The organism is Formosimonas limnophila (genome assembly GCF_014652675.1).
GTDB classification, from domain to species: Bacteria; Pseudomonadota; Gammaproteobacteria; order Burkholderiales; family Burkholderiaceae; genus Hydromonas; species Hydromonas limnophila.
The window spans coordinates 23786-49701 of the sequence record NZ_BMZG01000007.1; the positions used below are offsets into that span (position 1 = coordinate 23786).

At 47.8% G+C, this 25916-nt stretch carries 25 protein-coding genes and 1 pseudogene; 15 read left to right on the plus strand and 11 right to left on the minus strand.

The annotated features are described in order from the left end of the window. Positions 1-59: 59 nt before the first annotated feature. Both IE082_RS07320 and IE082_RS07325 read right to left on the minus strand, forming a co-directional pair. Positions 60-425, minus strand: coding sequence for a bactofilin family protein (locus IE082_RS07320; protein ID WP_189493266.1), 366 nt, complete (start codon positions 423-425; stop codon positions 60-62). Positions 426-503: 78 nt separating this feature from the next. Then, positions 504-1409, minus strand: coding sequence for a M23 family metallopeptidase (locus tag IE082_RS07325; protein ID WP_189493267.1), 906 nt, complete (start codon positions 1407-1409; stop codon positions 504-506). Between the two features lie 298 nt (positions 1410-1707). Here IE082_RS07325 and msrP point away from each other — a divergent pair, with 298 nt between their 5' ends. Together msrP and msrQ are read left to right on the plus strand one after the other, a co-directional pair. Next, a complete protein-coding gene (gene msrP, locus IE082_RS07330) occupies positions 1708-2676 on the plus strand; it encodes a protein-methionine-sulfoxide reductase catalytic subunit MsrP (protein WP_189493268.1) in 969 nt (322 codons plus the stop codon). Positions 2677-2688: 12 nt separating this feature from the next. Further along, positions 2689-3291: a protein-methionine-sulfoxide reductase heme-binding subunit MsrQ gene (msrQ, locus tag IE082_RS07335; protein WP_189493269.1), complete on the plus strand. Its 603-nt coding sequence runs from the start codon at positions 2689-2691 to the stop codon at positions 3289-3291. Positions 3292-3409: 118 nt separating this feature from the next. On the opposite strand, the gene IE082_RS07340 is transcribed toward msrQ, so the two are convergent. The 3 genes from IE082_RS07340 to dapD all read right to left on the minus strand — a co-directional run bounded on the left by IE082_RS07340 (position 3410) and on the right by dapD (position 5246). Beyond that, positions 3410-3778, minus strand: a complete 369-nt coding sequence (locus tag IE082_RS07340) for an arsenate reductase (RefSeq protein WP_189493270.1) — start codon at positions 3776-3778, stop codon at positions 3410-3412. Further along, a complete protein-coding gene (locus tag IE082_RS07345; protein ID WP_189493271.1) occupies positions 3775-3951 on the minus strand; it encodes a hypothetical protein in 177 nt (58 codons plus the stop codon). The genes IE082_RS07340 and IE082_RS07345 overlap by 4 nt, the downstream gene beginning before the upstream one ends. Before the next feature lie 461 nt (positions 3952-4412). After that, positions 4413-5246 carry a 2,3,4,5-tetrahydropyridine-2,6-dicarboxylate N-succinyltransferase gene (gene dapD, locus IE082_RS07350; protein ID WP_189493272.1) on the minus strand — a complete coding sequence of 278 codons (834 nt, stop codon included), beginning with the start codon at positions 5244-5246 and terminating at the stop codon, positions 4413-4415. Positions 5247-5565: 319 nt separating this feature from the next. Between dapD and glpD the strand changes: the two genes are divergently transcribed. From glpD to IE082_RS07385, 9 genes are all read left to right on the plus strand, one after another. After that, positions 5566-7104 (plus strand): glycerol-3-phosphate dehydrogenase, encoded by a 1539-nt coding sequence (gene glpD / locus IE082_RS07355; protein ID WP_189493273.1) that lies wholly within the window; start codon positions 5566-5568, stop codon positions 7102-7104. Further along, positions 7097-7567 carry an FGGY family carbohydrate kinase gene (locus IE082_RS11350; RefSeq protein ID WP_268244686.1) on the plus strand — a complete coding sequence of 157 codons (471 nt, stop codon included), beginning with the start codon at positions 7097-7099 and terminating at the stop codon, positions 7565-7567. The genes glpD and IE082_RS11350 overlap by 8 nt, the downstream gene beginning before the upstream one ends. After that, positions 7491-8048 carry an FGGY family carbohydrate kinase gene (locus IE082_RS11355; protein ID WP_268244687.1) on the plus strand — a complete coding sequence of 186 codons (558 nt, stop codon included), beginning with the start codon at positions 7491-7493 and terminating at the stop codon, positions 8046-8048. Before IE082_RS11350 ends, IE082_RS11355 begins: the two co-directional genes overlap by 77 nt. 26 nt (positions 8049-8074) lie before the next feature. Further along, complete coding sequence (locus IE082_RS11360) at positions 8075-8587, plus strand: FGGY-family carbohydrate kinase (RefSeq protein WP_373295079.1); 513 nt, start codon at positions 8075-8077, stop codon at positions 8585-8587. Between the two features lie 68 nt (positions 8588-8655). Then, the gene (locus IE082_RS07365; RefSeq protein WP_189493274.1) at positions 8656-9540 is read left to right on the plus strand and encodes a DMT family transporter; all 885 of its coding nucleotides are present in this window, start codon (positions 8656-8658) and stop codon (positions 9538-9540) included. A 184-nt stretch (positions 9541-9724) separates the two neighbouring features. Then, positions 9725-13246 carry a chromosome segregation protein SMC gene (gene smc / locus IE082_RS07370; protein WP_189493275.1) on the plus strand — a complete coding sequence of 1174 codons (3522 nt, stop codon included), beginning with the start codon at positions 9725-9727 and terminating at the stop codon, positions 13244-13246. Positions 13247-13346: 100 nt separating this feature from the next. Next, on the plus strand, positions 13347-14885 hold the full coding sequence (locus IE082_RS07375; RefSeq protein ID WP_189493276.1) for a cell division protein ZipA C-terminal FtsZ-binding domain-containing protein: 1539 nt from the start codon (positions 13347-13349) through the stop codon (positions 14883-14885). A 12-nt stretch (positions 14886-14897) separates the two neighbouring features. Further along, positions 14898-16979: an NAD-dependent DNA ligase LigA gene (ligA, locus tag IE082_RS07380; protein WP_373295080.1), complete on the plus strand. Its 2082-nt coding sequence runs from the start codon at positions 14898-14900 to the stop codon at positions 16977-16979. 16 nt (positions 16980-16995) lie between these two features. Continuing rightward, the gene (locus IE082_RS07385) at positions 16996-17739 is read left to right on the plus strand and encodes an S-methyl-5'-thioinosine phosphorylase (protein ID WP_189493277.1); all 744 of its coding nucleotides are present in this window, start codon (positions 16996-16998) and stop codon (positions 17737-17739) included. Positions 17740-17942: 203 nt separating this feature from the next. Here IE082_RS07385 and IE082_RS07390 read toward each other — a convergent pair whose 3' ends face one another. The 5 genes from IE082_RS07390 to IE082_RS07410 form a co-directional block, all read right to left on the minus strand. Further along, positions 17943-19760 (minus strand): phospholipase D family protein, encoded by a 1818-nt coding sequence (locus tag IE082_RS07390; protein WP_189493278.1) that lies wholly within the window; start codon positions 19758-19760, stop codon positions 17943-17945. Continuing rightward, positions 19757-20911: a methionine aminotransferase gene (locus tag IE082_RS07395; protein ID WP_189493279.1), complete on the minus strand. Its 1155-nt coding sequence runs from the start codon at positions 20909-20911 to the stop codon at positions 19757-19759. Before IE082_RS07395 ends, IE082_RS07390 begins: the two co-directional genes overlap by 4 nt. 89 nt (positions 20912-21000) lie before the next feature. Continuing rightward, on the minus strand, positions 21001-21444 hold the full coding sequence (locus IE082_RS07400; protein ID WP_189493280.1) for a putative toxin-antitoxin system toxin component, PIN family: 444 nt from the start codon (positions 21442-21444) through the stop codon (positions 21001-21003). Further along, positions 21441-22007: a crossover junction endodeoxyribonuclease RuvC gene (ruvC, locus tag IE082_RS07405; RefSeq protein WP_189493281.1), complete on the minus strand. Its 567-nt coding sequence runs from the start codon at positions 22005-22007 to the stop codon at positions 21441-21443. Before ruvC ends, IE082_RS07400 begins: the two co-directional genes overlap by 4 nt. Continuing rightward, positions 22004-22681: an ion channel gene (locus tag IE082_RS07410; RefSeq protein WP_229809763.1), complete on the minus strand. Its 678-nt coding sequence runs from the start codon at positions 22679-22681 to the stop codon at positions 22004-22006. Before IE082_RS07410 ends, ruvC begins: the two co-directional genes overlap by 4 nt. Positions 22682-22793: 112 nt before the next feature. Here IE082_RS07410 and IE082_RS07415 point away from each other — a divergent pair, with 112 nt between their 5' ends. The 4 genes and pseudogenes from IE082_RS07415 to IE082_RS07430 all read left to right on the plus strand — a co-directional run bounded on the left by IE082_RS07415 (position 22794) and on the right by IE082_RS07430 (position 25559). Beyond that, positions 22794-23117, plus strand: coding sequence for a transposase (locus IE082_RS07415; RefSeq protein WP_189493283.1), 324 nt, complete (start codon positions 22794-22796; stop codon positions 23115-23117). 318 nt (positions 23118-23435) lie between these two features. Beyond that, positions 23436-24041 carry a hypothetical protein gene (locus IE082_RS07420; RefSeq protein ID WP_189493284.1) on the plus strand — a complete coding sequence of 202 codons (606 nt, stop codon included), beginning with the start codon at positions 23436-23438 and terminating at the stop codon, positions 24039-24041. 154 nt (positions 24042-24195) lie between these two features. Then, positions 24196-24306: pseudogene (locus tag IE082_RS11275) on the plus strand (transposase); the annotation flags it as partial. Positions 24307-24734: 428 nt separating this feature from the next. Then, positions 24735-25559, plus strand: coding sequence for a hypothetical protein (locus IE082_RS07430; protein WP_189493286.1), 825 nt, complete (start codon positions 24735-24737; stop codon positions 25557-25559). A gap of 179 nt (positions 25560-25738) precedes the next feature. Here the strand turns inward: IE082_RS07430 and IE082_RS11480 are convergent, their stop codons facing one another. Beyond that, positions 25739-25861: a transposase gene (locus IE082_RS11480; RefSeq protein ID WP_189493287.1), complete on the minus strand. Its 123-nt coding sequence runs from the start codon at positions 25859-25861 to the stop codon at positions 25739-25741. Positions 25862-25916: the final 55 nt, after the last annotated feature.

Below are 25916 nucleotides of genomic sequence, written 5' to 3' on the forward strand. Positions count from 1 at the left end.
GCCGCTATTATACGCTAGAAGCGGCCTGAATGACAATTAGGCCGCACAAAGCCGAGTGGTTAGACAGTGGTGGTCACACTCGCTTGCATTTGTACGTGGCCTTGGTAGTTTGCGCCCGATTCGATTTCGAGGTCTTTGACCGAAATGTTGCCTGTGATGTAGCCGCCAGAGCGTAGACTGAGTGTTTTGGCGGTCACATTGCCATCGAGTTTGCCGTAAATTTCGACCTCTGAGGCGTTGACGTTGCCCTGAATATGACCGCTTTCGCTCAAAATCACACGTCCCTCGACTTTGACGTCACCATTGATGCGACCATCCACCTTGATGGAGGCTTTGGTAGACAGGTTTCCATCAATCGTTGCAGATTCGCCAATGAGTGTGAGGCTGTGGTTGAGGTTTTCTGAGGTGCTTTTGTTGCCGAACATAAATGTATTTCCACGTTGGGTTAGAGTGCACGCAAAAAATTTCGCGGGATGACCGCGAAATTTTTGTGAGGGCTGTATTTATTTGAGTTGTAGAAAGTTCGCAGGGTCTATCGGGATGCCTGCTTGGCGAACTTCGTAGTGCAGGTGTGGGCCAGTCGAGCGTCCTGTGTTTCCCAGTTTACCAATCACATCACCTGCTTTGACCTTTTGACCCACAGAGACATCTACGGCAGACAGATGGCCATAAAGCGTTTCAAATTGATAGCCATGCGCGATTTTTACCGCATAACCATAACCACTGGCTGCACCAGCTTGCACCACGACACCGTCAGCGGTCGATTGAATGGGTTCGCCAATTGTGCCACGAAAATCAATGCCGCTGTGGTCTTCACCACCACCGCCACCGAATGGATTGCTGCGGTTGCCGAAAGTTGATGTGATAACCCCCGTGTGAGGCAGTCCAAGCGGCACATTTTTGATGCTGTCAAAAATCGAAGTCGCGCGTTGGTTAAACTGATTGCCATAAGGTGTTTGGACGCTGATGGGGCGATAAGCGCCGCCAATCGGCAATGGCTGATTGTCTTGTTTAGTGTCTTGAGGTTTGGTGCTGTTTGGCAGTGTGCCGTCAGGATTGATGCCACGCTCTAATAAGTAGTTTTGCAGTGCATTGACCGTTGATTCGGTTTTTTTCAGCTCGTTGATTTTAGCTGCTGCTTCGGCTGAGGTGAAGTTCTCCAACGCTTTGACTTGCTCGCTTAATGCGATGTTTTCTTGGGCTGTTGAAAGTTGTTTGAGACTGAGCGAGGCAACGCTGACAGCGAGTACAACGGTGGTGGCTGCCAAGCCAAAAAATACTTTTTTGCCATGACGCAAGACCCATTTGTTCATCTCGAACGAAGTCATGGGTTTGTTACCGTCAATCACCATAACGGTGGCATTACGGGATTGATTTTTTTTCTTTGAACTTAGGTGTTTGTGTTGCATAGACATCCTTTTTGTTCGCACTCATTGAGTGCTTCGCGTGATTCCCTGCGCGCGCATTATCGCGCTGTCTCGGCCTTCGGCTAAGAGGTGAAACGCGATAGTCTCTGTTATAAGTATAGGATGTGGGTCGCGTTCGTGATTTTCTAGTCTGTGTCAGACCGAAAAAAGTGAGACATTATACCAAAAACGGCAAAAAATGCGCCTTTTTCGATAAATCTGACGCGAATGTGTCATTTTCTTGTGGTGATAACGTCTAACATACATTGTCAACATGACCCAAAACCGTGGAGCATTCACTATGAGCCAACAATTGAAACCCAGCGAAATCACCCCAGAAGATGTTTATAAAAACCGTCGCTTATTTATGAGGGCTGGCTTAGTGGCAGCCACTGGTGCGGCGACAGCGGGAGTTTATCGTTACTTTAACCCTGCCGTTGTGCCAGAGCCACTTGCTTCATCTGAGCCGATACAAACGGTCGTTTCACCCAGTCCTACTGATACGGCTGCTGCGATGGCTGATAAACCCAATACTTTTGCCCAAATCACGCGGTACAACAATTTTTATGAGTTCTCGACCAACAAAACGGCTGTGGCGGTTGAGGCTTCAGAGTTTGTGACGCAGCCTTGGTCTATTGAGGTGGGTGGGATGGTGGCCAAACCACGGGCATTTGGTTTGGAGGAGTTGTTGGCGTTGGGTCAGGAGGAGCGCATTTATCGCTTTCGTTGTGTGGAGGGGTGGTCAATGGTGATTCCATGGATGGGCTTTCCGTTGGCGAAATTGCTTGAGTTGGTTGAGCCGCAGAGCGGCGCGAGTTATGTTGCTTTTGAAAGCTACTATGACAAACGGCAAATGCCCAATGGGCGGTTCGCGGGCATTGAACTGCCTTATGTTGAGGGGTTGCGATTGGATGAGGCGGTGCATCCGTTGACTCTATTGGCGACAGGTTTGTACGGTCAGCCGATGCCGAATCAAAACGGTGCGCCGATTCGATTGGTCGTCCCGTGGAAATACGGTTTTAAAAGCATCAAGTCTATCGTCAAAATCACCTTAACCAATCAAGTGCCGCCCACCACATGGAACAAAGCCGCGCCCAATGAGTACGGTTTTTACTCAAATGTGAACCCGACGGTTGATCACCCGCGTTGGTCTCAGGCTGATGAGCAGCGCATTGGTGAGTTCTCCCGTCGTCCTACGCTGATGTTTAATGGCTATGCAGATGAAGTGGCCTCGTTGTATCGAGGCATGGATTTAAAAGCATTTTTCTAAAGGTCATTCATCATGAAACCCACAGCGTCTGATATTCAGTTTTATAAAACCCTGATTTTTTTTAATGCGCTCATCCCTTTGCTCATCATGCTGTGGGATTTTGCGCATGGTCAGATTGGCGTGAATCCCGTCGAGCTGTCGATTCGCACATTTGGTGTGTTGACTCTGATATTTTTATTGCTCACATTGTGCGTCACGCCCATGCGCAAGCTCTTCGGCTGGGGCTTTTTGATTAAATACCGCCGCATGCTCGGATTATTTGCGTTTTTTTACGGCTGTTTGCACTTGCTTACTTATATGGGTTTCGATCGAAGCTGGAGCATCAGCGGCACGGTGGCTGATGTCATTAAACGTCCATTCATTGCTGTTGGCATGGTGAGCTTTTTGCTTTTGATACCGCTCGCAGTCACTTCAGCAGACAAAATGCTGCGCCGTATCGGCGCGAAACGCTGGCTTAAACTGCACAAGCTCATCTATCTCATCGCCATTGGTGGCGTCGTGCACTTTTATATGATTGTGAAGTCAGATGTGTTCTGGCCTGTTGTGTTCGCGGTCGCATTATCTGTGTTGTTTGGTTATCGGATATACTCAGCTTATCAAAAAGCGAGGGGCTGACAGCTTGAGCAAGAAGTGTGTTTTGAATACAAGTCAGAGGGCGGTTTTAGAACCGCCCTTTTTGCGTGTTGCGTTTGTATGGAGAGAAGGTTGGGACTTTGCCTAAAAGAAGATGAATTTAATGGTTCTCATCTGTTGCGGCAACGAACTCTTTGCGTAAAGCGACTTCATCATGACCGACAAATAGACCTTTGTCACTGACCACAACTGGGCGTTTGATGACGGACGTGTGGTTCATCATGAGTTCGATGGCGGTTTTGGCTTGAGTGGCTTTCGCTTGGCTCTCTGGTGATAAGCCGCGCCATGTCGTGCCTTTTTTATTAATGAGAACATCTAAAGGTATGACAGTGAGCCAGCTTGTTAAGGTTTTTTCATCAATCCCTTGTTTTTTGAAATCGTGAAAGACATAGTCGATTTGGTGTTCGTCTAACCACGTGCGGGTTTTTTTGACGGAGTTGCAGTTGGGGATGCCGTATATAGTAATCATTTGATTCGTGTGCAGGTGGTTTGAGTTTGTTCAGTGGGTTGCAGTTCTTTGTCGGCGGATTTTATTTTTAGTGCTGTGCTGGTGATTTCTGTGACCTCGTAAGTCTCTATGGTTTGCTTTTCGATGTCTTGTAGTAAGGATAAGTTTGTTAAGGAAAGTACTGTATTGAGCAAAAAGCCCAGCTCCGTTTTTGGCTCGGATATACTGCTTAATGTTGGATTGAGCTCTTGGAGTGTGCTATGTATGAGTTGGTTCTTGGCTCGATAGCTGCTTTTTGTTGCAAACTCTCGAATATGTAGTGACTCTTACTCTGTGGCTGTACTTACTAGAATGACACCCTCTGCGTTACTTAGCCAGTCGGTTTTCGTGAGTATGTCTTTATGCTTAAACGTCATTGTGACAGCAAGCTCTTCATCGGCTATTTGCATGGTGGTCAAACAGTCCCATTTCCCCAAGATTAAATCATTTGTCTGATTTGAGGTGGCGGACAATGACGAGCAGCTGATGAATAGTGTTGCGGATACGAATAACGCGATGATTTTTTTGTCTGCATGTTGTTGGTTGATGATTTGAATGTGCGTTCCTCTCACCCTACCCCTATTACGTTGTGAGAGGGGTAGGGTGAGGGGTGAAATTAAACACCGCGTAGTAGTTCGTTGATGCTGGTTTTGCTGCGGGTTTGGGCATCGACTTTTTTAACGATGACGGCGCAGTATAGGCTGTATGTGCCATCTTTCGAGGGCAGATTGCCAGAGACGACGACGGAGCCAGCGGGGATACGGCCGTAGGTGATTTCACCTGTTTCGCGGTCGAGGATTTTGGTGGATTGGCCGATATAGACGCCCATAGAGATGACGGAGTTGTCTTCGACAATGACGCCTTCGACGACTTCTGAGCGTGCGCCGATGAAGCAGTTGTCACCGATGATGGTGGGGTTTGCTTGCATGGGTTCGAGCACGCCGCCGATGCCGACGCCACCGGAGAGATGAACGTTTTTACCGATTTGAGCACATGAGCCGACAGTCGCCCATGTGTCAATCATTGCGCCTTCATCGACATACGCGCCGATATTCACATATGAGGGCATGAGGACGACGTTTTTTGCGATGTATGAACCACGGCGTACCATGGCATTTGGCACGACGCGAAAGCCACCTGCGGCGAAGTCGGCCTCGGTGTAGTTAGCAAATTTTGAGGGCACTTTGTCGTAAAACTGGGTGTAGCCACCTGCGCTCATGACGGCGTTTTCTTCGAGGCGGAATGACAGAAGCACGGCTTTTTTGACCCATTGGTTCACGTTCCATTCGCCTGCTGTGCCTTCGACTTTGTTCGCGACGCGTAGTGCGCCATTGTCGAGCTGAGCGATGACGTCAGCGACGGCGTTGCGCACGTCGGCAGGTGCGTTTTTTGGGGTGAATTCGGCGCGTTGCTCCCATGCGGCGTCAATGAATTGTTCGAGTTGGCTCATGTTTTGTCCTTGGTTCGGTTGTGATCAATAAACCGACATTATAGTCGGATGTCGAGTGAAATGCTGTGTGGTGATATTGAAAAATTTTACAATTTTTAGTTGATTGGGGCTGTGATACACTTTGAGAATGACTCATGTACGAGTGAGTTGCTTTGTGATTTGTAGGCTAAGACTAAGCCTGTGAATATCACGTCAGGAAAAGGATATTAACTGTGCTAAAAATTCAGAATGCAAAACCAGTCTGTCTGAAGCGAGTGGTTGCGGTATGGGGCTCTGGTGGCTCTCAACTCTGGGGTGATGTAAATACTCCAAAATACTTATGACAAACCAACAACCAAAAACTGCTTATATAGAAACTTATGATTTGGTCATCATCGGTGGCGGTATCAATGGTACGGGAATTGCGCGTGATGCGGCAGGACGTGGATTGAAGGTTTTGTTGTGCGAGCAGCATGATTTGGCAGAGCACACCTCATCGGCCTCCTCTAAACTCATTCATGGTGGACTGCGTTATTTAGAGCACTATGAGTTTGGTTTGGTGAGAAGAGCCTTGCAAGAACGCGAAGTGCTGTTGCGTGCTGCGCCACATATTATTTGGCCGTTGCGTTTCGTTATGCCGCATGTTGAGCATTTGCGACCGACGTGGATGATACGTGCGGGCTTGTTTCTCTATGACCATTTGGCTCGACGTACTATATTACCGGCTTCGAGAGGTATCGATTTTGCAAGCCATCCTGCGGGTAAACCACTGAAGACGTTCATTAAAAAAGGCTTTGAGTATTCGGATGGTTGGGTTTATGACGCGCGTTTGGTGGTACTTAATGCCATGGATGCACAAGCGCATGGCGCCACCATCATGACCCGCACGAAAGTCACGCAAGCTGTGCGTTCTGAAAATTTGTGGCAGCTGACTTATGAGTCATCCGAAAACCATCTAACCATCGAGCGTACTGTGTGTGCTCGTGTGGTGGTGAATGCGGCTGGGCCATGGGCTGCTGAACTACTGCAAACCACGCTGAACACAACTTCAACCCATCGATTGCGTCAGGTCAAAGGCAGTCACATCGTTGTGAAGAAAGTCTTTGACCATCCGTATGCTTATATTTTTCAGCATACGGATCAACGGATTGTTTTTGCCATTCCTTATGAAAATGATTTCACGCTCATTGGCACAACAGATGTTGATTATCACGGTGATATAGGGCAGGTTGAAATTGATGATGCTGAGGTAAGTTACCTCGTTAATGTGATGGATGAGTATTTTAAGCACCCGTTGCCGCGTGACCACATCGTTGCTACTTATGCTGGTGTGCGGCCATTTCTCGAGGACAATCATGGCGATCCTGCCGCCGTGACGCGTGATTATTTGCTCGATTTGGATACGCATGCTGCACCCGTTCTGTCTGTGTTTGGCGGTAAAATCACCACATTTCGTCGGCTGGCTGAAGACGCGTTGAGTAAAATTGCACAGGTGCTGCCCATTTCTGAGACGTGCTGGACCGCAAATAAGCCGCTGCCTGGTGGTGATATACCCAATGCAGATTTTTCAATGTTTCTCGGACAACAGACTGCTCGCTATGCGTGGTTGTCTGAATCTTTGGTGAAGCATTACGCACGGCTTTATGGCACGCGAATGGATGTTTTTCTTGATGGTTTGAGTGAGATGAATGAACTGGGGCAAGAGCTGTCGCCGAGGCTGTATGCAGTCGAAGTGGATTACTTGATGAAACACGAGTGGGCGCGTAGTGCGCAAGATGTTTTGTGGCGTCGCACCAAGCTTGGCTTGTATGCCGACGATATCTCAACAGCACGTTTGACTGCGTATATGCAACAAGTGATGGAGCACACGCATGGGTAAGTATATTTTAGCCTTGGGTCAGGGGACAACCAGCTCGCGCGCGATTGTTTTTGACCATAAAGGCAACACAGTCAGTAGTGCGCAGCAGGAATTTGCACAGATTTATCCTCAGCCCTCTTGGGTTGAGCATGATGCGACAAGCATCTGGAAGTCACAGATTGAGGTGGCGCGTTTGGCATTACGCAGAGTAAATTTGGAAGCCGTTGATATTGTGGGTATTGGCATCACCAATCAGCGTGAGACCACAGTGGTTTGGGACAGAGTGACGGGCGAGCCAATTCACAATGCGATTGTTTGGCAGGACAGACGAACTGCTCGGATGTGTGATGATTTGAAAGAACAAGGCCACTTGAACACATTTCAAGATAAAACTGGGTTGCTGCTGGATGCCTATTTTTCGGGTACTAAAGTTAAGTGGTTGCTTGATAACGTCGCGGGTGCACGTGAACGCAAAGCGTGGTGAACTTGCTTTTGGCACCATAGATTCGTGGCTGATATGGCATCTGACGGGTGGTTCAGTGCATGTGACGGATGTGAGCAATGCCTCTCGCACATTGTTGTTTAATGTTCACAGCCTTCAGTGGGATGATGAGCTACTGGTGCTGCTTGATATCCCGCGTGCGATGTTGCCGACGGTAAAATCATCCAGTGAAATTTACGGTTATACCCAATTGCTCGGCTCATCGATACCTATTTCGGGTGTGGCGGGCGATCAGCACGCTGCATTATTTGGGCAAATGTGTATTGAGTCAGGGATGGTGAAAAACACCTACGGTACGGGTTGTTTTATGATGATGAATACGGGTGATGTGCCCGTTAAATCAAATAATCAGTTACTCGCCACCATCGCATGGCAGATTGATGGTCAAGTGCAATATGCCTTAGAGGGCAGTATTTTTATTGCTGGTGCGTTGGTGCTGTGGTTGTGTGATGGATCAATCTGATTGAGTCAGCGAGTCAAATTGAAGCTTTGGCCGCCAGTGTGCCCGACAGTGATGGTGTGTGTCTTGTGCCCGCATTCGCAGGGCTTGGTGCACCGCAGTGGAACCCCAAAGCGCGAGGCTCAATGTTTGGGATAACGCGTGGCACGACACGGGCGCATATCGCTCGCGCTGCCATGGATGCGATTGCACATCAGGTCACTGACGTGTTGGACGCCATGAGAAAAGACGCAGGTGTGCCATTGACTAATCTGCGTGTGGATGGTGGTGCTTCAACCAATAACGTGCTCATGCAGACTCAAGCCGATTTGCTGGGCATCTGTGTCGTTCGGCCCAAAATGCTGGAAACCACCGCACTGGGTGTGGCGTATTTGGCTGGCTTGGCGGTAGGCTTTTGGTCTGGCGTTGATGAGTTAAAGCAACATTGGCAGGTCGACGCTGTTTTTGAGCGTTCAATCACCAATGAACTGGTCAACAACCGTCGGGATGAGTGGCTAAGGGCGGTTAGCGCTGTTGAATATTGGTCTAACTCAAAGGGGTGAGACGCATCATCTGAACGTTGACCACTATAAAGCCCGTGTGCCACGGGCATTTTTATTTTAGGAAATATATGAAGAAACAAACATTGGCACGTTGGGCATTGATTGAAGTGGCCGTATTTTGGGGGCTTAGTTGGTTTGGGTATCGTGGTTTGCACCAAATGGGCATGAGCGGAATGAGTGCGGGTGTGGCGGCGTCTATTGCTGCGGCTGCGTTTGCTTTTATTCTGGGCTATCAATCATTGCGAACGGGTTCATGGAGAGTCGTGCCTTTATCTTTGTTGTTCTTGATGATGGCGGGTTCTGCAATCAGCAGCTTGGGGTTCACGTGGGGCATGGTGCATGGTGAGGTGATGCGGGTGATGTTGTTATTTTATCTGATGCCTGTCTGGTCGAGCATTATGGCCCATTTTATTTTGAAAGAGCGAACCAATTGGGCGGGTTGGCTGGGTGTATCGGTTGGTTTGATTGGTGCGGCATTGATGTTGTATGACCCTGAGTTGGGTGCGCCTTTTCCAAAATCTTCTGCAGAGTGGGCGGGCTTGGTGGCGGGTTTGGGCTCTGCTGTTTTGAATATTTCTGTGCGAAAAACGCCGCAAATGGCTCAGGATTCACGAGCGTTCTTTTTGAGCTTGGGCGGGGTGATTTTGGGATTGGCGTGGTTGCCGTTTGAAGAAGGCCCGCATTTGCCAAGGGTTGAGGTTTTTGGTTGGGCTGTTTTACTGGTGCTGCTCATGGGTGGCTTGCTGTTGTTCACGAATCGAATGTACCAGTTTGGCATGAAATATTTAAGCACGCATCAGGCGGTGGTGATCTTTCCCTTCGAGTTGGTGGTTGGTGCCGTATCGAGCTGGTTGTTGGCCAATGAAGTCATGACGACTCGAGCTTGGTTGGGAGGGCTTTTGATTATTGGTGCAGGGTTGATTTCGAGTTGGTGGGGTGAAAATGAGCACTAACCATCTAACATGTTGATTTGTTTGAAAAATACAAAAGAATGCCTGAGCGAAAAATACCCGCAATTTACCTAAAATAAGGTTAAAAATGGTATGATGACGCCTCATATACCGCGCCAAATCGCGGTTTTATTTTGTCAGTCGTTGGTTTTTTCAGCCAATGAATCAATACTAAAAAAGGTGTGCCGTGCGTTTGACTCAAATTAAATTGGCTGGTTTTAAATCCTTCGTTGACCCTGTGAGTTTTCACGTGCCTGGGCAACTGGTGGGTGTGGTTGGCCCAAATGGTTGCGGCAAGTCAAACATCATGGATGCGACACGCTGGGTGCTGGGCGAATCAAAGGCTTCGGAACTGCGTGGTGAGTCGATGCACGATGTGATTTTTAATGGCTCGGGCAATCGAAAGCCCGCTGCACGTGCATCGGTTGAGCTGGTGTTTGATAACAACGACAGCCGTGTGGCGGGTCAGTGGAGTCAGTATGCTGAAATCGCTGTCAAGCGTGTGCTGACCCGTGACGGCGGTTCGAGTTACTACATCAATAACCAACAAGTTCGCCGCCGTGACGTGCAAGACATCTTTATGGGTACAGGTTTGGGGCCGCGTGCTTATGCGATTATCGGGCAAGGCATGATTGCTCGTATTATTGAGGCGAAACCTGAAGAATTGCGTGTGTTTCTTGAGGAAGCTGCTGGTGTTTCGAAATACAAAGAGCGTCGTCGAGAAACGGAAAATCGCTTGCATGACACACGAGAGAATTTAACTCGCGTTGAGGATATTTTGCGCGAATTGAATTCTCATGTCGAACGCCTACAAATACAGGCGACAGTGGCTCAAGAGTATCGTGAGCTACAAAACGCTGCGCAAGATAAGTTGCATTTCTTGTGGTTGCTGCGTTATGACGAGGCTCAAGCTGAACAAAATAAAATTGCGACACAAATATCCGCTGCGACCAATGAGCTTGAAGGGCATATTGCGAACCTACGTCATGCCGAAGCAGAGTTAGAAGTTCAACGTGCACGTCATTATGAGCTATCAGATGCGGTTCATGCGGCGCAAGGCAGTTTGTACGAGGCCAATACCGAAGTGAGTCGCTTTGAAGCTGAAATCAAATACATCACCGAGGGCCGTGCCCGTGTGCAAGCGCAGATGGAGCAAATCAAAGCGCAGTTGTCTCAGTGGCAAAACCGTCAATCAGAGTTAGAAGATGAAGCTCATAACGCAGTAACGGAGCGTGAGTTAGCCGAACAAGAGCACGCAGCACAAGCTGAGCAACTGACCATGGACTCTGAGGAAGTGCCAGAGTTAGAAGCTCGCCACCGTGACGCATTGACGGCCATGCAGAGCGCCCATGCACAGTACGTGCAAGTCGAACAAAAAGTCGCACGCGCAGCTGATGATCAGCGCAATGCGGACCGACAAATCAATTTGCTCATTCAGCGTCGCGAACGCCTACAGCTTGAAAAAGTTGCACCTGGTCAAGCTGATGCCCGTGAGCTGATGGAGTTGGAGCATCAGCTCAATGATGCGACATATCGTCAAGAAGAAGCGCAAGCCAAACTACTCGACGTTGACGAGCGACTACCGCAGGCTCAAGATGAACTGGGCTCAGCTCGAGAGTTGGCCCAAAAAGAACAGCAGCGCATTGCCCAGCTCAACGCTCGTTTAGAAGCCTTGACCCAGTTGCAAGAAAAGGTTCAAGCTCAAGGTCAACTCACGCCGTGGTTGGAAAAGCACAATCTGGCGACGCGTCAACGACTTTGGCAAAAGGTGCATATCGAATCAGGTTGGGAAAGTGCGTTGGAAGCCGTATTGGCCGACCGCATGGGCGCGCTAGAGTTGAGTCGCATGGATTGGGCAAAGAACTTCTTTAATGATGCACCGCCTGCCAAATTGAGCTTTTATGCCAATGAAGTGAACAGCGTACCCGCAGATATTTCAGGCCTCACCCCCATGATGCGCATGGTTAAAACCCATGACGCCACGCTGCAAAGCTTGTTACCACAATGGCTGCATCAGGTTTATGTTGCGCCAACTCTGGATGAAGCGTATCAACTGCGCGAACAACTGCCTGTAGGTGGCGTGATTGTGACGCGTGATGGGCATCAGTTAAGCAAAAATGCCCTGCGTTTTTATGTCGCAGAGAGCGAGCAAGCAGGTATGCTCGCTCGAGCGCAAGAAATCGAAAATATCCAAACGCAGCTGCGTGCACAAGACTTGCTCACCGATGAAGCACAAGGTGAGTTGGCTCGTTTACAATCAAAAGTGGATCAGCTCAATCAGCAGCAAGCTCAAGCGCGTGCACAAGCTCAAAGCTGCACAAATTTGGTACATGATTTGCAAATGCAGACTCAGAAAGTCAAGCTGGCCAGTGAACAGTTGATGGCACGTCATGCACAGATTGATGATGAGTTGGCCGAAATCTCACTGCAAGAAGAAGAGTTTCTCGCGCAAAAAATGACGGCGCAAGCCTTATTTGATGAAGGTGACGCACATCTGGTTGAGCAGCAAGCTAAGCTTCAAAATGCCCAAGAAGCTTACAATCAGTTGGATGAACAACTGGCAAAAATGCGTGCGCAGCATCGTGAAGCAGAGCACCGTGTGCGTGATGCGCAGTATCGCGTGCAAACCTTGACTCAGCGTATCGCGGACATTGAATATAACCAGCAGTCGTGTGTTCAGCAACTTGAATTTTTGCAGACATCGCTTGAAGAGCAAGTGATGCTGCTGGAAGAGTTTGCGGATGTTTCTCATCACGAGGGTCTACAAGAGGCTTTGGCTTTGCGTGTTGCCCGTGAGGAGGCACTCGCGCAAGCTCGTGCTGCCGCTGATGCCCTGACGCACGAGTTGCGAATGGCTGATGAGGCACGTCTGACTTTGGAGCGTGGTATTGAACCTTTACGTGAAGCCATCACACAGCTGCAACTCAAAGAGCAAGCGGCGCGACTCAATCAAGAGCAATACGCTGAGCAACTCTCCGAAGCTGAAGTAGACAAAGATGCTTTGCGTGTTCGTCTCGAAGAGGTACTCAAAGACGGCACGCGCGCCAGTGCGCTGCAAGCCGAGATTACAAGATTAAACAATCAGATTAATGCGCTCGGCCCTGTGAATTTGGCTGCGTTGGATGAGCTCAAAGCAGCCGAAGAGCGTCAAGGCTTTCTCAATGCACAGACCGCGGATTTGGTTGAGGCGATGACAACATTAGAAGACGCCATCAACAAGATTGATAAAGAATCGCGCGATTTGTTGCAAGGTACTTTTGACACCGTGAATAAAAACTTTGGTGAGTTGTTCCCCGAGTTGTTTGGCGGCGGTGAGGCAAAGTTGATTATGACGGGTGAAGAAATTCTTGATTCAGGCTTGCAAGTGATGGCACAGCCACCAGGTAAGCGTAATTCGACGATTCATTTGTTGTCAGGTGGTGAGAAAGCATTGACGGCGATTGCTCTGGTTTTTGCCTTATTCCGTTTGAATCCTGCGCCATTCTGTTTGCTCGATGAGGTTGATGCGCCGCTTGATGATGCCAATACCGAACGATTTGCCAACCTTGTGAAAAAAATGTCAGAGTACACACAGTTTTTGTTTATTTCTCACAACAAAATCGCGATGGAAATGGCACAACAACTCATCGGTGTGACCATGCAAGAGCAGGGCGTCTCGCGTGTGGTGGCCGTTGATATGGAGTCTGCGTTGGAGATGGCTGGCTTGTAACCGTCATCTGAAAATTAAGCGGTACTGAAGCTTTCTTCACAGGCCTTGGACATGCAAAAAAATAAAATGATTTATGGACGCAATATTTTGAGAGCAATACATGAGTGAGTTTGAATTATCGACTTTGGTGGTGTTGGCGTTATTGTTGGTTGGGTTAGCCACCTATAGTTATTGGCAAATTGCCCGCGCAGGTCGGCGTCAACGAGCGCAGCAAGCTGCCCTACGAGTGACTTATGACGATGAGGTCTCGTTGCATGACGAGCATTACAGTGAACCATCTTTATTACCTCTGGTTGAAACAGAGCCAACGGCGCGAGACGTTGAGGTCTCTGTCCCTGCTGCCTCCGCTTCCCCTTTGAGTAAAGCAGCCAACGATTATGCGGCTGTCTCTTACGTGCCCGTTCACCACTCGATTACCGTGGCTGCCCCAGTGAGTGCACATCCTCCCGTGGTTGTGCACACGGGCGAACCGTTGAGTAATGTGCACTATCATTTGGCTGATGAAGTCTCAGAGCCTTTGACTCATAAAGCGGTTGATGAAGGCGTTCACGAGACAGTGCATGAGGTGGTGTTTCATTCAGAACCCGTGGCGGACACGCCTGTTGACTTGTTCGAGCCGTCTACGCCTCAAGCTGTGCTTAATTCTTCTGAGGCTGAGTACAGTCAAAAATCTATTGATTCGCCTGAATCAGTGGTGCACTATGCCCCTCAAGACTTTCGTGAACAGGCTAGTTTGGCCGTTTTTGAACCATTGATTCGTTTTTCAACATGGGTGCAAACGACATACCCATCGGCCATCCATGCACTTGATGGCGTGATTGACTTGGTCGTGCCGCAACCCAAACATGCTCAGGATATTGAAAAAGCGTTATACGATTTGAGCTTAGATACCGATTTGCCGTTGCGGCTATATGGGCGTCGATCAGGTTCAATGGACGCTGTACCAAATTGGCAGTCATTGGAGCCGAGTGTCTTGTACAGCGGTTTGCGATTGACTCTCCAGCTCGCCAATCGTGATGAGTATGCGCAGCCACACTTGATTCAAGATTGGTTTTTGTTGGCGCAGCGTCTGGCCAAACGCTTGGTCGCGCAGGTGCAAGCGATGCCTGATCCTGCTGCATTGGGCAGCTATGCCATGTATTTACACGATTTGTCTAAGCGATTGAGTGCCCCATTGATGATTCAATTGCACAAAAAGCAAGGTCTGTGGCCTGCTTATGAAGTGCATCAGCACATGACGCAACAAGGTTTGACACTGGGTGAGCATGGGCAATATGTTGCTCGCGCGGATGATGGACGCACGATTTATCAGGTGGGCAATGATTTGGGTAATCCCCGGGCGCAGGATTTTTTTCGCGACCAGTTACCGACCATGCATGCACACACGTTGTCTTTTTGTTTGGATGTATCACGCGTATCCGCTGAGTATCTACCAATGATGCGGATGTGCCATGATGCGCAGCAGATGGCATTATCACTTGATGCGCAGTGGCTCAATGGGCAGGGTGAAGAGATTTTGTCTGAAGCGTTGTTGGCACATGCGGAAGTGCATGTGCCTGCTTATTTGGCTCAGTTAGAGCAAATCGGCGTGCCTGCTGGTTCTGTTACCATGCGTCGATTACTCTCCACTCGTTCGTGAAAGGGTGGCGTCGTGAGTTCTGATAATTTTGATTTGTTCTCAAGCCCCCAAGCGTCTGGTGTCGAGGCGCGAGTGAATGCCTTGCGTGAAGAATTAATCAGCCACAATACGGCTTATTATGTCAATGATGCCCCAGTGATTAGCGATGCTCAGTACGATGCGTTGTTCCAGGAGTTGCTTTCTTTAGAAAAACAATACCCAAAATTGGCAACCTTTGACTCACCCACTCAGCGTGTTGGCGGTGCACCACTTGATGGCTTTCGAAAAGTACAGCACAGCATTCCGATGTTGTCATTGGCCAATGCGTTTGATGAGGCCGATATTCGTGCATTTGATCAGCGCATGTTTGATGAGTTATTGGCACAAGGCTTGATTACTACTGGTGATTTGGTTGAGTATGCGGTTGAGCTGAAGTTTGATGGCTTGGCGATTAGTTTGCGTTACGAACACGGCTTATTGACGCAGGCAGCAACGCGTGGTGATGGTCAGGAAGGTGAGGATGTGACCGCCAATGTGCGTACCATACGCTCGATTCCATTGCGATTAGAGGCCAAGCATCCACCTGCCGTGCTTGAAGTGCGTGGTGAAGTTTTGATGAAGCGTGCTGATTTTGAGCGACTCAATCAAACTCAACTTTCCAAAGGTGAAAAACTATTTGCCAATCCACGCAATGCAGCAGCAGGTGGATTGCGTCAGCTTGACTCTACCATCACAGCAGAACGCCGTTTGTCCTTTTACTCCTACGGAGTTGGTGTGGTGGACAACTCAGATGCGGATGGTTCTTTTGTGCAAACCACGTTTCATGACACTGTGGTGCAGTTGGTCAAACTCGGCTTGCCTGTGTATTCGCAAGACAATGTCGTGCGTGGTGCGGATGGCCTACTGAAGTTTTATAACACGGTGATGCAAACGCGCGACGAATTGCCTTTTGATATTGACGGTGTGGTTTACAAAGTCAACTCTGTGGTTCAGCAAGAGGCTTTGGGTTTTGTTTCCCGCTCTCCGCGCTGGGCGATTGCACATAAATTCCCAGCCCAAGAAATGACCACGATGGTTCAAGGCATTGATGTACAAGTTGGTCGCACGGGGGCTGTGACACCAGTGGCACGACTCGCCCCCGTCGAGGTGGGTGGCGTGGTGGTGACCAGTGCCACGCTACACAACGCGGATGAGGTGGCGCGTAAAGATGTGCGTGTCGGTGATACTGTGGTTGTACGTCGTGCGGGAGATGTGATTCCTGAAGTGGTGATGGTGGTTGTCGAAAAGCGCCCTGCTGATACAACACCGTTCGTCATGCCGACACATTGTCCTGAATGTCATTCACCTGTGGTGAGAGAAGATGAGGCAGCGGCTCGTTGCATAGGGGGTATGATTTGCCCCGCGCAGGTGAAGCAAAGTCTTTGGCATTTTGCGCAGCGCCGCGCGATGAATATCGATGGTTTGGGCGAAAAACTAATTGACCAATTGGTCGATGCTGGACTGGTTCACACCCCGAATGATTTATACAAGTTAAGTCTGTCTCAGCTCATTGGTTTGGAGCGAATGGCCGAGAAGTCTGCACAAAACCTACTCGATGGTTTGCACAAATCAAAAAGCACAACACTCGCAAAATTTATCTATGCGCTCGGTATTCGCCATGTGGGCGAAGCAACGGCAAAAAGTCTTGCCAAGCATTTTGGCGACTTACCGCAGATTATTGATGCTGACTTTGATGAGCTATGCATGATTGATGACATTGGGCCAGTGGTCGCACAAGCGATTGTGGGCTTTTTTGCTGATGACCGTCATCGTTCTGTCATTGAAGGTTTGTTACAATCTGGCCTGAACTGGCCAGTTGTGGACAAAACGACTGTGACAGCGGGCACATTTTCAGGTAAAACTGTGGTGCTCACGGGCACATTGCCGACATTGGGGCGTGACGAGGCCAAAGCATTGCTTGAAAATGCCGGCGCTAAAATCGCGGGCAGCGTATCAGCAAAAACCGATTATGTGGTGGCGGGTGAAGCCGCTGGTTCTAAACTTGAAAAAGCAAAAGCATTGGGTGTGGCGGTGATTGACGAAACGGCCATGCTGGAATTACTGAATCATTTATAAATTTTTGGAGAAGCCTATGTTGGGCATTATTGCAGGCAGTGGGTTACAACGCTTGACTCACTTGACCAATGTTCGTCGTGAGATTGTGCGAACGCCGTTTGGTGAGGCATCGTGTGCGTTGACCATTGGTCAAATGGGCGATGTTGATGTGGTCTTTGTGAATCGCCACGGCTATGGTCATACCTTGGCGCCTCATCAAATTAACTACCGAGCGAATGTCTGGGCGTTGCAAAAAATCGGTGTTAACACGGTGTGTGCGATTGGCAGTACGGGGAGTTTGCAGGTCAATATCACTCCTGGTCGGTTGATTTTACCGCACGATGCGATTGACTACACCAGCGGTCGCGATGGTACGTATTACGAAGGCCCTGATCAGCCGATTGTTTATACTGATGTTGCTGAACCATTTTCGGCCAATGTGCGTCAATCGCTCATACAAGCGGCAAATCAAGTGGATGAAACACTTCTCACTGAAGCAGTATATGGTTGCACGAATGGCCCACGTCTTGAGACGTGTGCTGAAGTGCGACGAATGGTCAATGATGGTGCTGATGTGGTTGGTATGACGCTCATGCAAGAAGCCGTCCTCGCTCGTGAGCTGGGTTTGCCTTATGCTGCATTGACGGTTTGCACCAATTATGCAGCAGGTATCGCTAGCAAGGCTGCGAATGATTTGCAGCAATGGCGAATGTTGCGTGAACAAAGTTTGGTGCGGGTGGAAAATATTTTGCTGGAGTGGGTACGAGTGGTGACTTCGTGAATCTGTGATAAAAAATCCCGCTGGTGACAGCGGGATTTTTTATGAGGTTTGCATAAACGACTTGGATGGATTTTAGTCGATTGACCCAATGGCCTCATGTTATAAGGCAGAATTTATTTCCTTTTCCCAAGATTTCGTGTGACCCAGCTGCGCAAAGCCTCTCATTCTCATTTGCGATTAACCATCAATCGCATGGTGAAAACTCACAAATAACGCTCAGGCACAATGTGTCTGCCTATCCATTTTTGTAAGCATCGCCATAAGTTGCCTGATTCTCTGGTTCGGATGTGAGTTCTGAGGTTTTCGCTGCCAGCCTCTAATGAGCTGCTTTGCCATTCCGGTTTGCCATTTTTATTGAGTTTAACATGGTAGCTGTAGCGTGGGTCTGTGGCTGTGAGTAGGTCTTTGCGCAGTCTTTGCGCGAACTGAGATTGGCGGATGGTGAGGCCAAGCTCTGTGTTCCAAATCACGGAACGTGGGTCAATGTTCATGGAGGTGACGAAGCTCACTTGTCCATCGATGATGGCTGCTTTGCTGTGTAGTGCAGCGCGAGAACCTTTCCAGCTGAAAATCGGATGGCGCCACTGCGGGCTTTTGCCGGCGTTTGGGAAACCGCGCAACTCATACAGGTTAATGCCACCTTCGAGTAAGCGTTGGCGATATGGCTCATATGAACCATTGACAAGTGGCACGTCGGTTGATTCGAGCGAGTTGGTGATGACGGTGACTTGACGGCCCTGCTTGACTAAGTCGATGAGTAGATTGGTAAACTCTGTACCTGGCACGAAGTAGGGGCTGACGAGTATCAATTCTTTTTGTGTTCGTGTGATTTCATTAACCAATGCATTGAACACAGGGGTGTCGGTATGACTGCTTGTCTGGTTTGGTAGAGCCAATTGCGTGCTGATTGGCTTATGGTTGATTTTGTCGTCAGCATCGCTGACGAATTCGACTTGCCCCCAAAGCATGTTGGGCAGGACATCGGGTAGGATATGGCTTTCTGCTTGTATCAAGGCAGTGAGGTAGGGGTGATGCTGAACCCGTTCTTTTTTGGTGAGTTTGTTGGTTTTGAGGATGAGGTTTTTGAGCGCATTTTGAGATAACTCGGTCGGACCTTTTGCAAACTGACTGATGGGTAGGGTATTGCTCGATTGCCAATAGTCGTTAAACATCTGCTTCATCGGTTCAATTACTTGCCCACTGAGCAGCACATCCAAGTCAGAGAAGTTATCGTGCTCACTGGCATTGAAATAGCGATCCCCCAAGTTGCGTCCACCCGTGATACCGAGCACGCCATCCGCCAACCACAGTTTGTTGTGCATGCGTCGGTGCATTGTCGGCAAATGACCTACAAACATCAAGGCTCGCGTGATTCGCGTGCCGCGCCAACGACGAATGGGGTTAAACACGCGAACTTCGATATTGGCATGGGCGTTGAGTAAGCTCATTTCTTGGTCGCGCCCCAATGTCTCCATATCGTCCAGCAAAATGCGAATGCGCACCCCACGATTCGCAGCAAACACCAATTCACGAATCAAAATCCGCGTACTTAAACCTCGTTGCAGGCTGTAGTATTGTAAATCCAGTGTTTTTTGTGCATTTTTAATCAATGCATTGCGCACGGCAAACGCCTCGACTCCATCAACCAGTGGGTAAACACCGGATGCTGAGGCATCATCTTGTTCATCCGACAGATTCGCCGTGGCTGTGACTAAATCATATTTTGAAGGGGTTGTCTTTTTCACTGGATTGGGTGTCGATTGGGTTGAGGCATCATCAGTACGTTTATATGCGGTAGATTCTACTTCGTCTTCACAGATTGGGGTGGTCTCTTTGCTCAGTTTCTCAATTTGAGGCATGGACGCTTTACCACGCTGCTGTGCGAGTCGAGTCATCACGGCAAGGGCAGTGTCTGTGGTGTCAATTTCGGGACTTTTTTCGGCGGTTGAGATGCTGGTTAGCGGCACATTGGCACAGGCCGCTAACAGACCGCTGAGTAAAGCGACACACCACCTCTTCACTTTGCTAAACCTTCTTGTAAACGTGATAAGGCCTGTTCGAGGGTTCCGTCTTTTTTGGCAAAACAAAAGCGCACGATTTTTTGATGCGAAGGTGGTGTGCCATAAAAGGACGACAAAGGAATCGCCGCCACGCCAATCTGCGTGGTCAAGTGTGTGGCAAACTCCGTGTCGCTCATGTGGGCGTAAGTGCTGATGTGGCTGTAATCGACCAACTGAAAGTACGTGCCCTCTGTTGGCAATGTGGTTAATGGCGTGTTTTGTAAGCCTTGCTTGAATTTGTCGCGCTTTGCTTGATAAAAGCCAGGCAACTCATCAGTCGCATTCGGCTGTGTATTCAGGTAGGAGGCAATGCCCAGTTGCAAAGGCGTCGCGACGGTGAATGTGTTGAATTGATGCACGGCGCGAATCGCATTCGTGAGCTTCTCTGGCGCAATGACATAGCCAATTTTCCAACCCGTCACATGCAGCGTTTTACCAAAACTCGCCACATGAATCGTGCGCGCAGCCAAAGCGGGACGACGTAAAGCAGATTGGTGCAAAGCGCCATCAAACACCATGTGCTCGTATACCTCGTCGCTGATGACCCAAAGATTGTGTTGCTCGGCAATCTGCTCAAGCTCGATGACATCACGCTCTGTGAAAATATTGCCCGTTGGGTTGTTGGGCGTGTTGACAATGATGGCGCGTGTGCGCGATGTGATGGCGGTTTTAACCTTATCCCAATCAACGATGAATTTGTCATATTCTAAACTCAAGTTGACCGCAACAGGCACACCGCCGCCGTTGACGATGGCAGGACGATACAAATCATAGGCGGGCTCTAAAATAATGACTTCATCGGCAGGCTGAACAATGGCCAGAATCGCGCAAAACAACGCCTCGGACGCACCTGCAGTCACGGTAATTTCTTTATCCACATGCACATCACAGCCGTAGTGCTTTTTGACCAAATTCGCAATCTCTGTGCGCAAAGCTAGCGTTCCCATCATCGGCGCGTACTGATTGTGGTCTTGCGTCATGGCATCAAATGCGGCTTGTAGCAGCGTAGGGTCAGCGGCGAAGTCCGGAAAGCCCTGACCAAGGTTAATCGCATTGGATTGATTGGCCAATGCGCTCATTGTGGTGAAAATGGTGGTGGTGAGCTGTTTCATAGTTCCTATGCCAAACAAAAAAATGCAAAATTATTTTGTGAGGGTTAATAAAGCCTTCATTAGCCGTACTAAACTGAATCTGACCAATACTATTTTAGCGATTTTCGCCAGTCATCAATCGTGCCGATGCGAAGATTTTGCTTGGCCGCACGGTTTTTCAGTGTCAAAAGATGCTTGTCTTTGCTGATTAACCAATCCGCACGGTGCGCCAGTGCCATATCGATGAATACCTGGTCATCTTTATCTTTGCAGCGAATGGGAATGGACGGCTTATCTAAGCACTCCGACTCTTTTGCCACTGCTGATAATTGGGTCAATGCGGCTTGTTGCTGCATCTCGCTGAGTTTAAACTGTGGGCGGCTGATGACGTCGACAAACTCAGCTTTCATGGGTGCAGTATAAATGATGCTTATCTCACCGCTGGCGTGAGCCGCTTTTAAATCATCTAAGCTATCGTTGGTGAAAATCAACCAATCGAGCCAAATATTCGTGTCTAAAATATAAATGGGTTTGTCTTTCGCAACCACGCTCATAGGCTCACCAATCGTCCGTTTTTAATGCGCATGCCTTTTTTGCTCAGACCGCCAAGCGCGCCATTTTGCGATAGCAGTGCAATCTGCACACGGTTTTGTGCATGACAAATCGCCGCTGCGAGTGCATCGGCCGCGTCGGCTTGTGGATTCGCTGGTAAGCTCAATAGACGAGCCACCATCTCTTGCACCTGCTCTTTTTTCGCTTTGCCGTGACCGACCACGGCTTTTTTGAGTTGCAGCGCGGTGTACTCATGGACGGGCAAATCTTTTAAAACCAAGGCACTGATGGCTGCGCCACGAGCTTGTCCAAGCAATAAAGTTGATTGCGGGTTCACGTTGACAAAGACTTTTTCAATCACAGACTCTTGCGGCGCATAAGTATCTACTACTTGATGAATCCCATCAATCAATGAGCGCAAACGTTCAGGTAAACCCTCACCCGCCACCTTAATCACGCCGCTCGCGACATAACGCATTGTGTGCTGATGTACATCAATCACACCGAATCCCGTAAACCGCAAACCAGGATCGATGCCAAGTAGACGGGTGAATGTTTGACTCATCGTTTGACCTTGTGCGACGCGACCATACCCAACAAGCGTGTCACCACCATTGTTAGATACATCACACCCGCAAACATCTCAATCGCCGCCAATACGCGCGCAGGCGGTGAAATCGGTAAAATATCTGTCATGCCTACACCACTCAAAATGGCGAAACTTAAAAACAACAACTCTAACCACGAGCGCGGCGAATCCGCGTTTTGAAACGCAATGAAACTTTGCGGATACCACTGCTGGCAAACCGAGAACAAAAACGCAAACCCCCACACGAGCAAAGTAAACACCGCCGCCACCGCAAACAACTCATCGCGCGAAACCTCATGGTCTTTGAACATATACATTACCATGCCCGCTGCTGCATAGAAATACGCCGCCGCCTCGAAAATATGCGCCAGCGCAAATAGCTCTGAACGCCCGCTGATAAACGCCCAAGCAGACAATGATAGTGAGATGAAAACCAAACCCATACCTGTTTTGGTAAAAATCGGACTGTTGCGAATCACCAACGCCACCATCATCAAAGCCACCATCCCCAGCACCCACGACACCACCTGACCATCAAAACTGTCATTGAGCAACGGCAAAGAAATCAAAATAGATAACTGTGTCAACAACAACCAAGCTGAGGGGACGCGTTTGAAATAAGTGAGGAAATAGTAGCGAAATGGTTTCAAAATAGACTTTCTAAAGTTACGTACTATGTCTTGCTCCATAATGACCAGTTGCTACACAACTGATCTGCCCTCAAATTTATGGACACCAATTAACATAAAAAAGAGGTGTTAAATGAAACGCAATAGTTACGATGAGTCATTCAAGTCAGAAGCGGTAAGTTTAGCATTATCAGGAAAGCTGAGTTACGCGAAATTGGCTCGAGATTTGGGTATAAGCTACGGGACTTTAAAGAACTGGATTTACGGTGCCATGAACGAGCCCAAGCCGCCACAAACCAAAATGAATAAATCTGGAGAACCAAGTAAGCCTGATTATCAAGCACTTGAAAGCCAATTCAAAGCTGCTCACAAGGAACTTGAATTGCGCAAAATGGGGATTGATCTTCTGAAAAAGGGTAACAGCACTGCTGTTAGTAGGCGTGCTTTGCCAGCATGAAGTAGCTAGGTACGTCTTTGTAAAAGCGGATTGCAGCCTACCTAAACGTCGCTTGTGTCGGCTATTCAATATCGCCCAGAGGCTGTTATGACTGGCTCAAGCGTCAACTATCCAATCGCATGGTGCTCTATATCGCATTGGATAAGTGTGTTCAGCGCGCATATGATGAGGTCTCAAAAAATTTACATTTTCCGATACGCTATTTTTCAAATAGAGATACAATTTTAGAACGAGTCGTTTTTGAGTGTCGATTATTTTGTGAGTGATATGATCGAGTGCTGATTGTAATTTTTACCTTTTAAAAATTGGAGATGTTTTATGAAAAAAAGTTCCCTTGCCTTGCTTGCTGTTTTATTCATGACAGGCTTTTTCAATTACGTGCAAGCCGAGAATACACCTAACTCTGCAGTTGAAAGTACAGTATCAGCTGATAATAGCAAAGGTGAAGTGGTAGAGGTTAAATTAAGCGCTAAAGTTATCAAAATCGACAAAAAGAAACGTCACTTGACGGTTCAAACCGAAAATGGTGCTAAGTACGATTTAAACGTCTCTGAAGAGATCAGAAATTTTGACAAAATTAAAGTAGGTGATAATCTTGTCATTCGTTATATCAAAGGGATTGTTTTGACTTTAGTGCCTGTTAATCAACGTACAGGTATGCCTCAGCGTGCTGATAACTCTTCTGCTGCAACGGCAGAGTTAACTCAAAAACCTAGCGCACTTGAAACCCATCAAACGGAAATAAGAGCAATTGTTAAAGCTGTAAATCGAAAAGAGCGTAAAGTCACTTTACGAGGTGCTCATGAGACGGTTACAATTGATGTACCCCAGCAAATTGATTTGGGTAAAGTTAAAGTAGGGGATGAGGTCAATGCTGTTATTACAGAGGCAGTTGCAATTGGAATTGAGGCTGAATCCAAATAATGTGCTATTACCCATTTGGCAAATGAAGTTTTTGTTACATTTGTCGTTTAAATGAATGCTCATGACATCTACAGCGCCACGCAGGCTCAGCACTCAAGTATCGCAAAACCCTGGCGCTCAACCAAAATGCAGGAGAGATTGAGCAAGAGGTGAGAAGGCGAGAGAGCGTGTGGTGCTTATATTCCCTAACGGTGACGCTGCGTTCCGTTTAATTGGAGCAGTATTGGCAGATATGAATGAGGCTTGGATGGAGCAACGACACTTGGATATGACTGAGTTTTATGAAGCGATTTGTTCCGATGACTAAAATCGAAGAGTCATCGCTTGATTTTTAACTCGTGATTGCTCGTTGAGCCTGAGGGAAGTTTACAGTAAATTTTGGACTTGACCCAGGAACACTCAAATTGGTAACACCACGCCTGCTCAGGTTTGAACTAATTTTTATGCAAATGCAGCCTAAGCATCTCTTGGGCAAGTGTGCACTTTAGTTGACAGGGAACACATTTTTAAGTGCTGCGGATTCATTGGATACGATAAGATAGGGGGTTTTTAGAGGCTCCCTTGAGAAAACAGAGAAATTTGTCAACCAAATAGGTTTTGTTGTATTAAGCTTATCTCGTAAAAATTAAATTAACTTGATATTAACCTTCAAAAAATAGATTTGATGTATCAAAATATACTAAGGATTGTGTAATGAAGATAAAGTTTTTAACCGCGTGTGCCTTGTTGGTGCTGAATTTTGCAGCTTTTTCAAAAGATACAGCGGTTGCTGTGGCCACCAATAAAGTTGGTGATAATTTAAATCTGGAATTAGTCTCAGCAGAGTTTGGTGCAGCGAAAGATTTAGAAGATTTTGAGCGACGTTTGAACGATCCTAAGTCTAAAGTGTCTAACTTGGATTTAAATAATGATGGTCAAGTTGACTACTTAATTGTTTCTGAGCGTAAGGGAACTAATGTCCATTATGTGGATATCGACGCTTCAATTGGAAAAGATAAAAAACAGACGGTTGCCACAATTGAAGTGGAGAATAACTCCAGTAATAAATCAGTGCGGATTGTTGGGGAAACTAGCATCTACGGTTCAGAGTATGTGTATATTCCAACATATGTAAGTCCGCCTGTGTTTTTCACATTATTTTGGGCGGCTACTTATCAACCTTGGTATTCACCTTGGCATTGGGGCTATTACCCACCTATTTATCATCCATGGGGCGTTCGTCCAATAAGTGTTTATCATAACGATGTTAATGTAAACATTAATAAGCAAAATAATGTAATTGTTCGTAAAGACAATAATACATTAAATGTTGAGCGAAACAACTCGGTTCGTCAAACTAATGTCGAACGTACTAACTCGATTAATAAATCAGCTGAAAAAAGCAATATAGAGGCAATGAGTTCGGCGGAAAGAAAGGCAGAAGCTAGACAAAGAATTGAATCTAGACAAAGAGTTAATTCTAATATAAATAATAATCGTACTCCAGCAGTGCGCACCGCACCGATTCGCCGTCGATAAATTACTGAGAATACGGTTAAGAAGTTTACGTCAAATTCAAAATTTGCTGTAAATTTCCCACAGGTTTAATGAGAGATTATGAGTAGGCGAGGCCTTTTCAGGTTTTGAAAAGGCCTCGCAACAAATGGCATTATAAAACTCTGTTAAATCCAAGTATAGTCGCTCCATTCAATCCTCGTTCATATCAGCGAAAACAACTCGCCGATTAAGCGGAACACAACGTCATGATGATTAGGGAATATAGGCATCACGTGTTCGCGCCGTCTCACTTCTTGATTCAAATGTTCTTGGATGTTGATCACACCTGTAGCAGGACTTATATCTAAGGCTCTTTCTTCGGGTGTTTTTGTAGTAAAC

Excerpts from the sequence above, each read along its gene's own strand:
- IE082_RS07320 (WP_189493266.1), bottom strand. The coding sequence starts at position 425 with ATGTTCGGCAACAAAAGCACCTCAGAAAACCTCAACCACAGCCTCACA.
- IE082_RS07325 (WP_189493267.1), bottom strand. The coding sequence starts at position 1,409 with ATGCAACACAAACACCTAAGTTCAAAGAAAAAAAATCAATCCCGTAAT.
- msrP (WP_189493268.1), top strand. The coding sequence starts at position 1,708 with ATGAGCCAACAATTGAAACCCAGCGAAATCACCCCAGAAGATGTTTAT.
- msrQ (WP_189493269.1), top strand. The coding sequence starts at position 2,689 with ATGAAACCCACAGCGTCTGATATTCAGTTTTATAAAACCCTGATTTTT.
- IE082_RS07340 (WP_189493270.1), bottom strand. The coding sequence starts at position 3,778 with ATGATTACTATATACGGCATCCCCAACTGCAACTCCGTCAAAAAAACC.
- dapD (WP_189493272.1), bottom strand. The coding sequence starts at position 5,246 with ATGAGCCAACTCGAACAATTCATTGACGCCGCATGGGAGCAACGCGCC.
- glpD (WP_189493273.1), top strand. The coding sequence starts at position 5,566 with ATGACAAACCAACAACCAAAAACTGCTTATATAGAAACTTATGATTTG.
- IE082_RS11350 (WP_268244686.1), top strand. The coding sequence starts at position 7,097 with ATGGGTAAGTATATTTTAGCCTTGGGTCAGGGGACAACCAGCTCGCGC.
- IE082_RS11355 (WP_268244687.1), top strand. The coding sequence starts at position 7,491 with ATGCCTATTTTTCGGGTACTAAAGTTAAGTGGTTGCTTGATAACGTCG.
- IE082_RS07365 (WP_189493274.1), top strand. The coding sequence starts at position 8,656 with ATGAAGAAACAAACATTGGCACGTTGGGCATTGATTGAAGTGGCCGTA.
- IE082_RS07375 (WP_189493276.1), top strand. The coding sequence starts at position 13,347 with ATGAGTGAGTTTGAATTATCGACTTTGGTGGTGTTGGCGTTATTGTTG.
- IE082_RS07385 (WP_189493277.1), top strand. The coding sequence starts at position 16,996 with ATGTTGGGCATTATTGCAGGCAGTGGGTTACAACGCTTGACTCACTTG.
- IE082_RS07395 (WP_189493279.1), bottom strand. The coding sequence starts at position 20,911 with ATGAAACAGCTCACCACCACCATTTTCACCACAATGAGCGCATTGGCC.
- IE082_RS07400 (WP_189493280.1), bottom strand. The coding sequence starts at position 21,444 with ATGAGCGTGGTTGCGAAAGACAAACCCATTTATATTTTAGACACGAAT.
- ruvC (WP_189493281.1), bottom strand. The coding sequence starts at position 22,007 with ATGAGTCAAACATTCACCCGTCTACTTGGCATCGATCCTGGTTTGCGG.
- IE082_RS07415 (WP_189493283.1), top strand. The coding sequence starts at position 22,794 with ATGAAACGCAATAGTTACGATGAGTCATTCAAGTCAGAAGCGGTAAGT.
- IE082_RS07420 (WP_189493284.1), top strand. The coding sequence starts at position 23,436 with ATGAAAAAAAGTTCCCTTGCCTTGCTTGCTGTTTTATTCATGACAGGC.
- IE082_RS07430 (WP_189493286.1), top strand. The coding sequence starts at position 24,735 with ATGAAGATAAAGTTTTTAACCGCGTGTGCCTTGTTGGTGCTGAATTTT.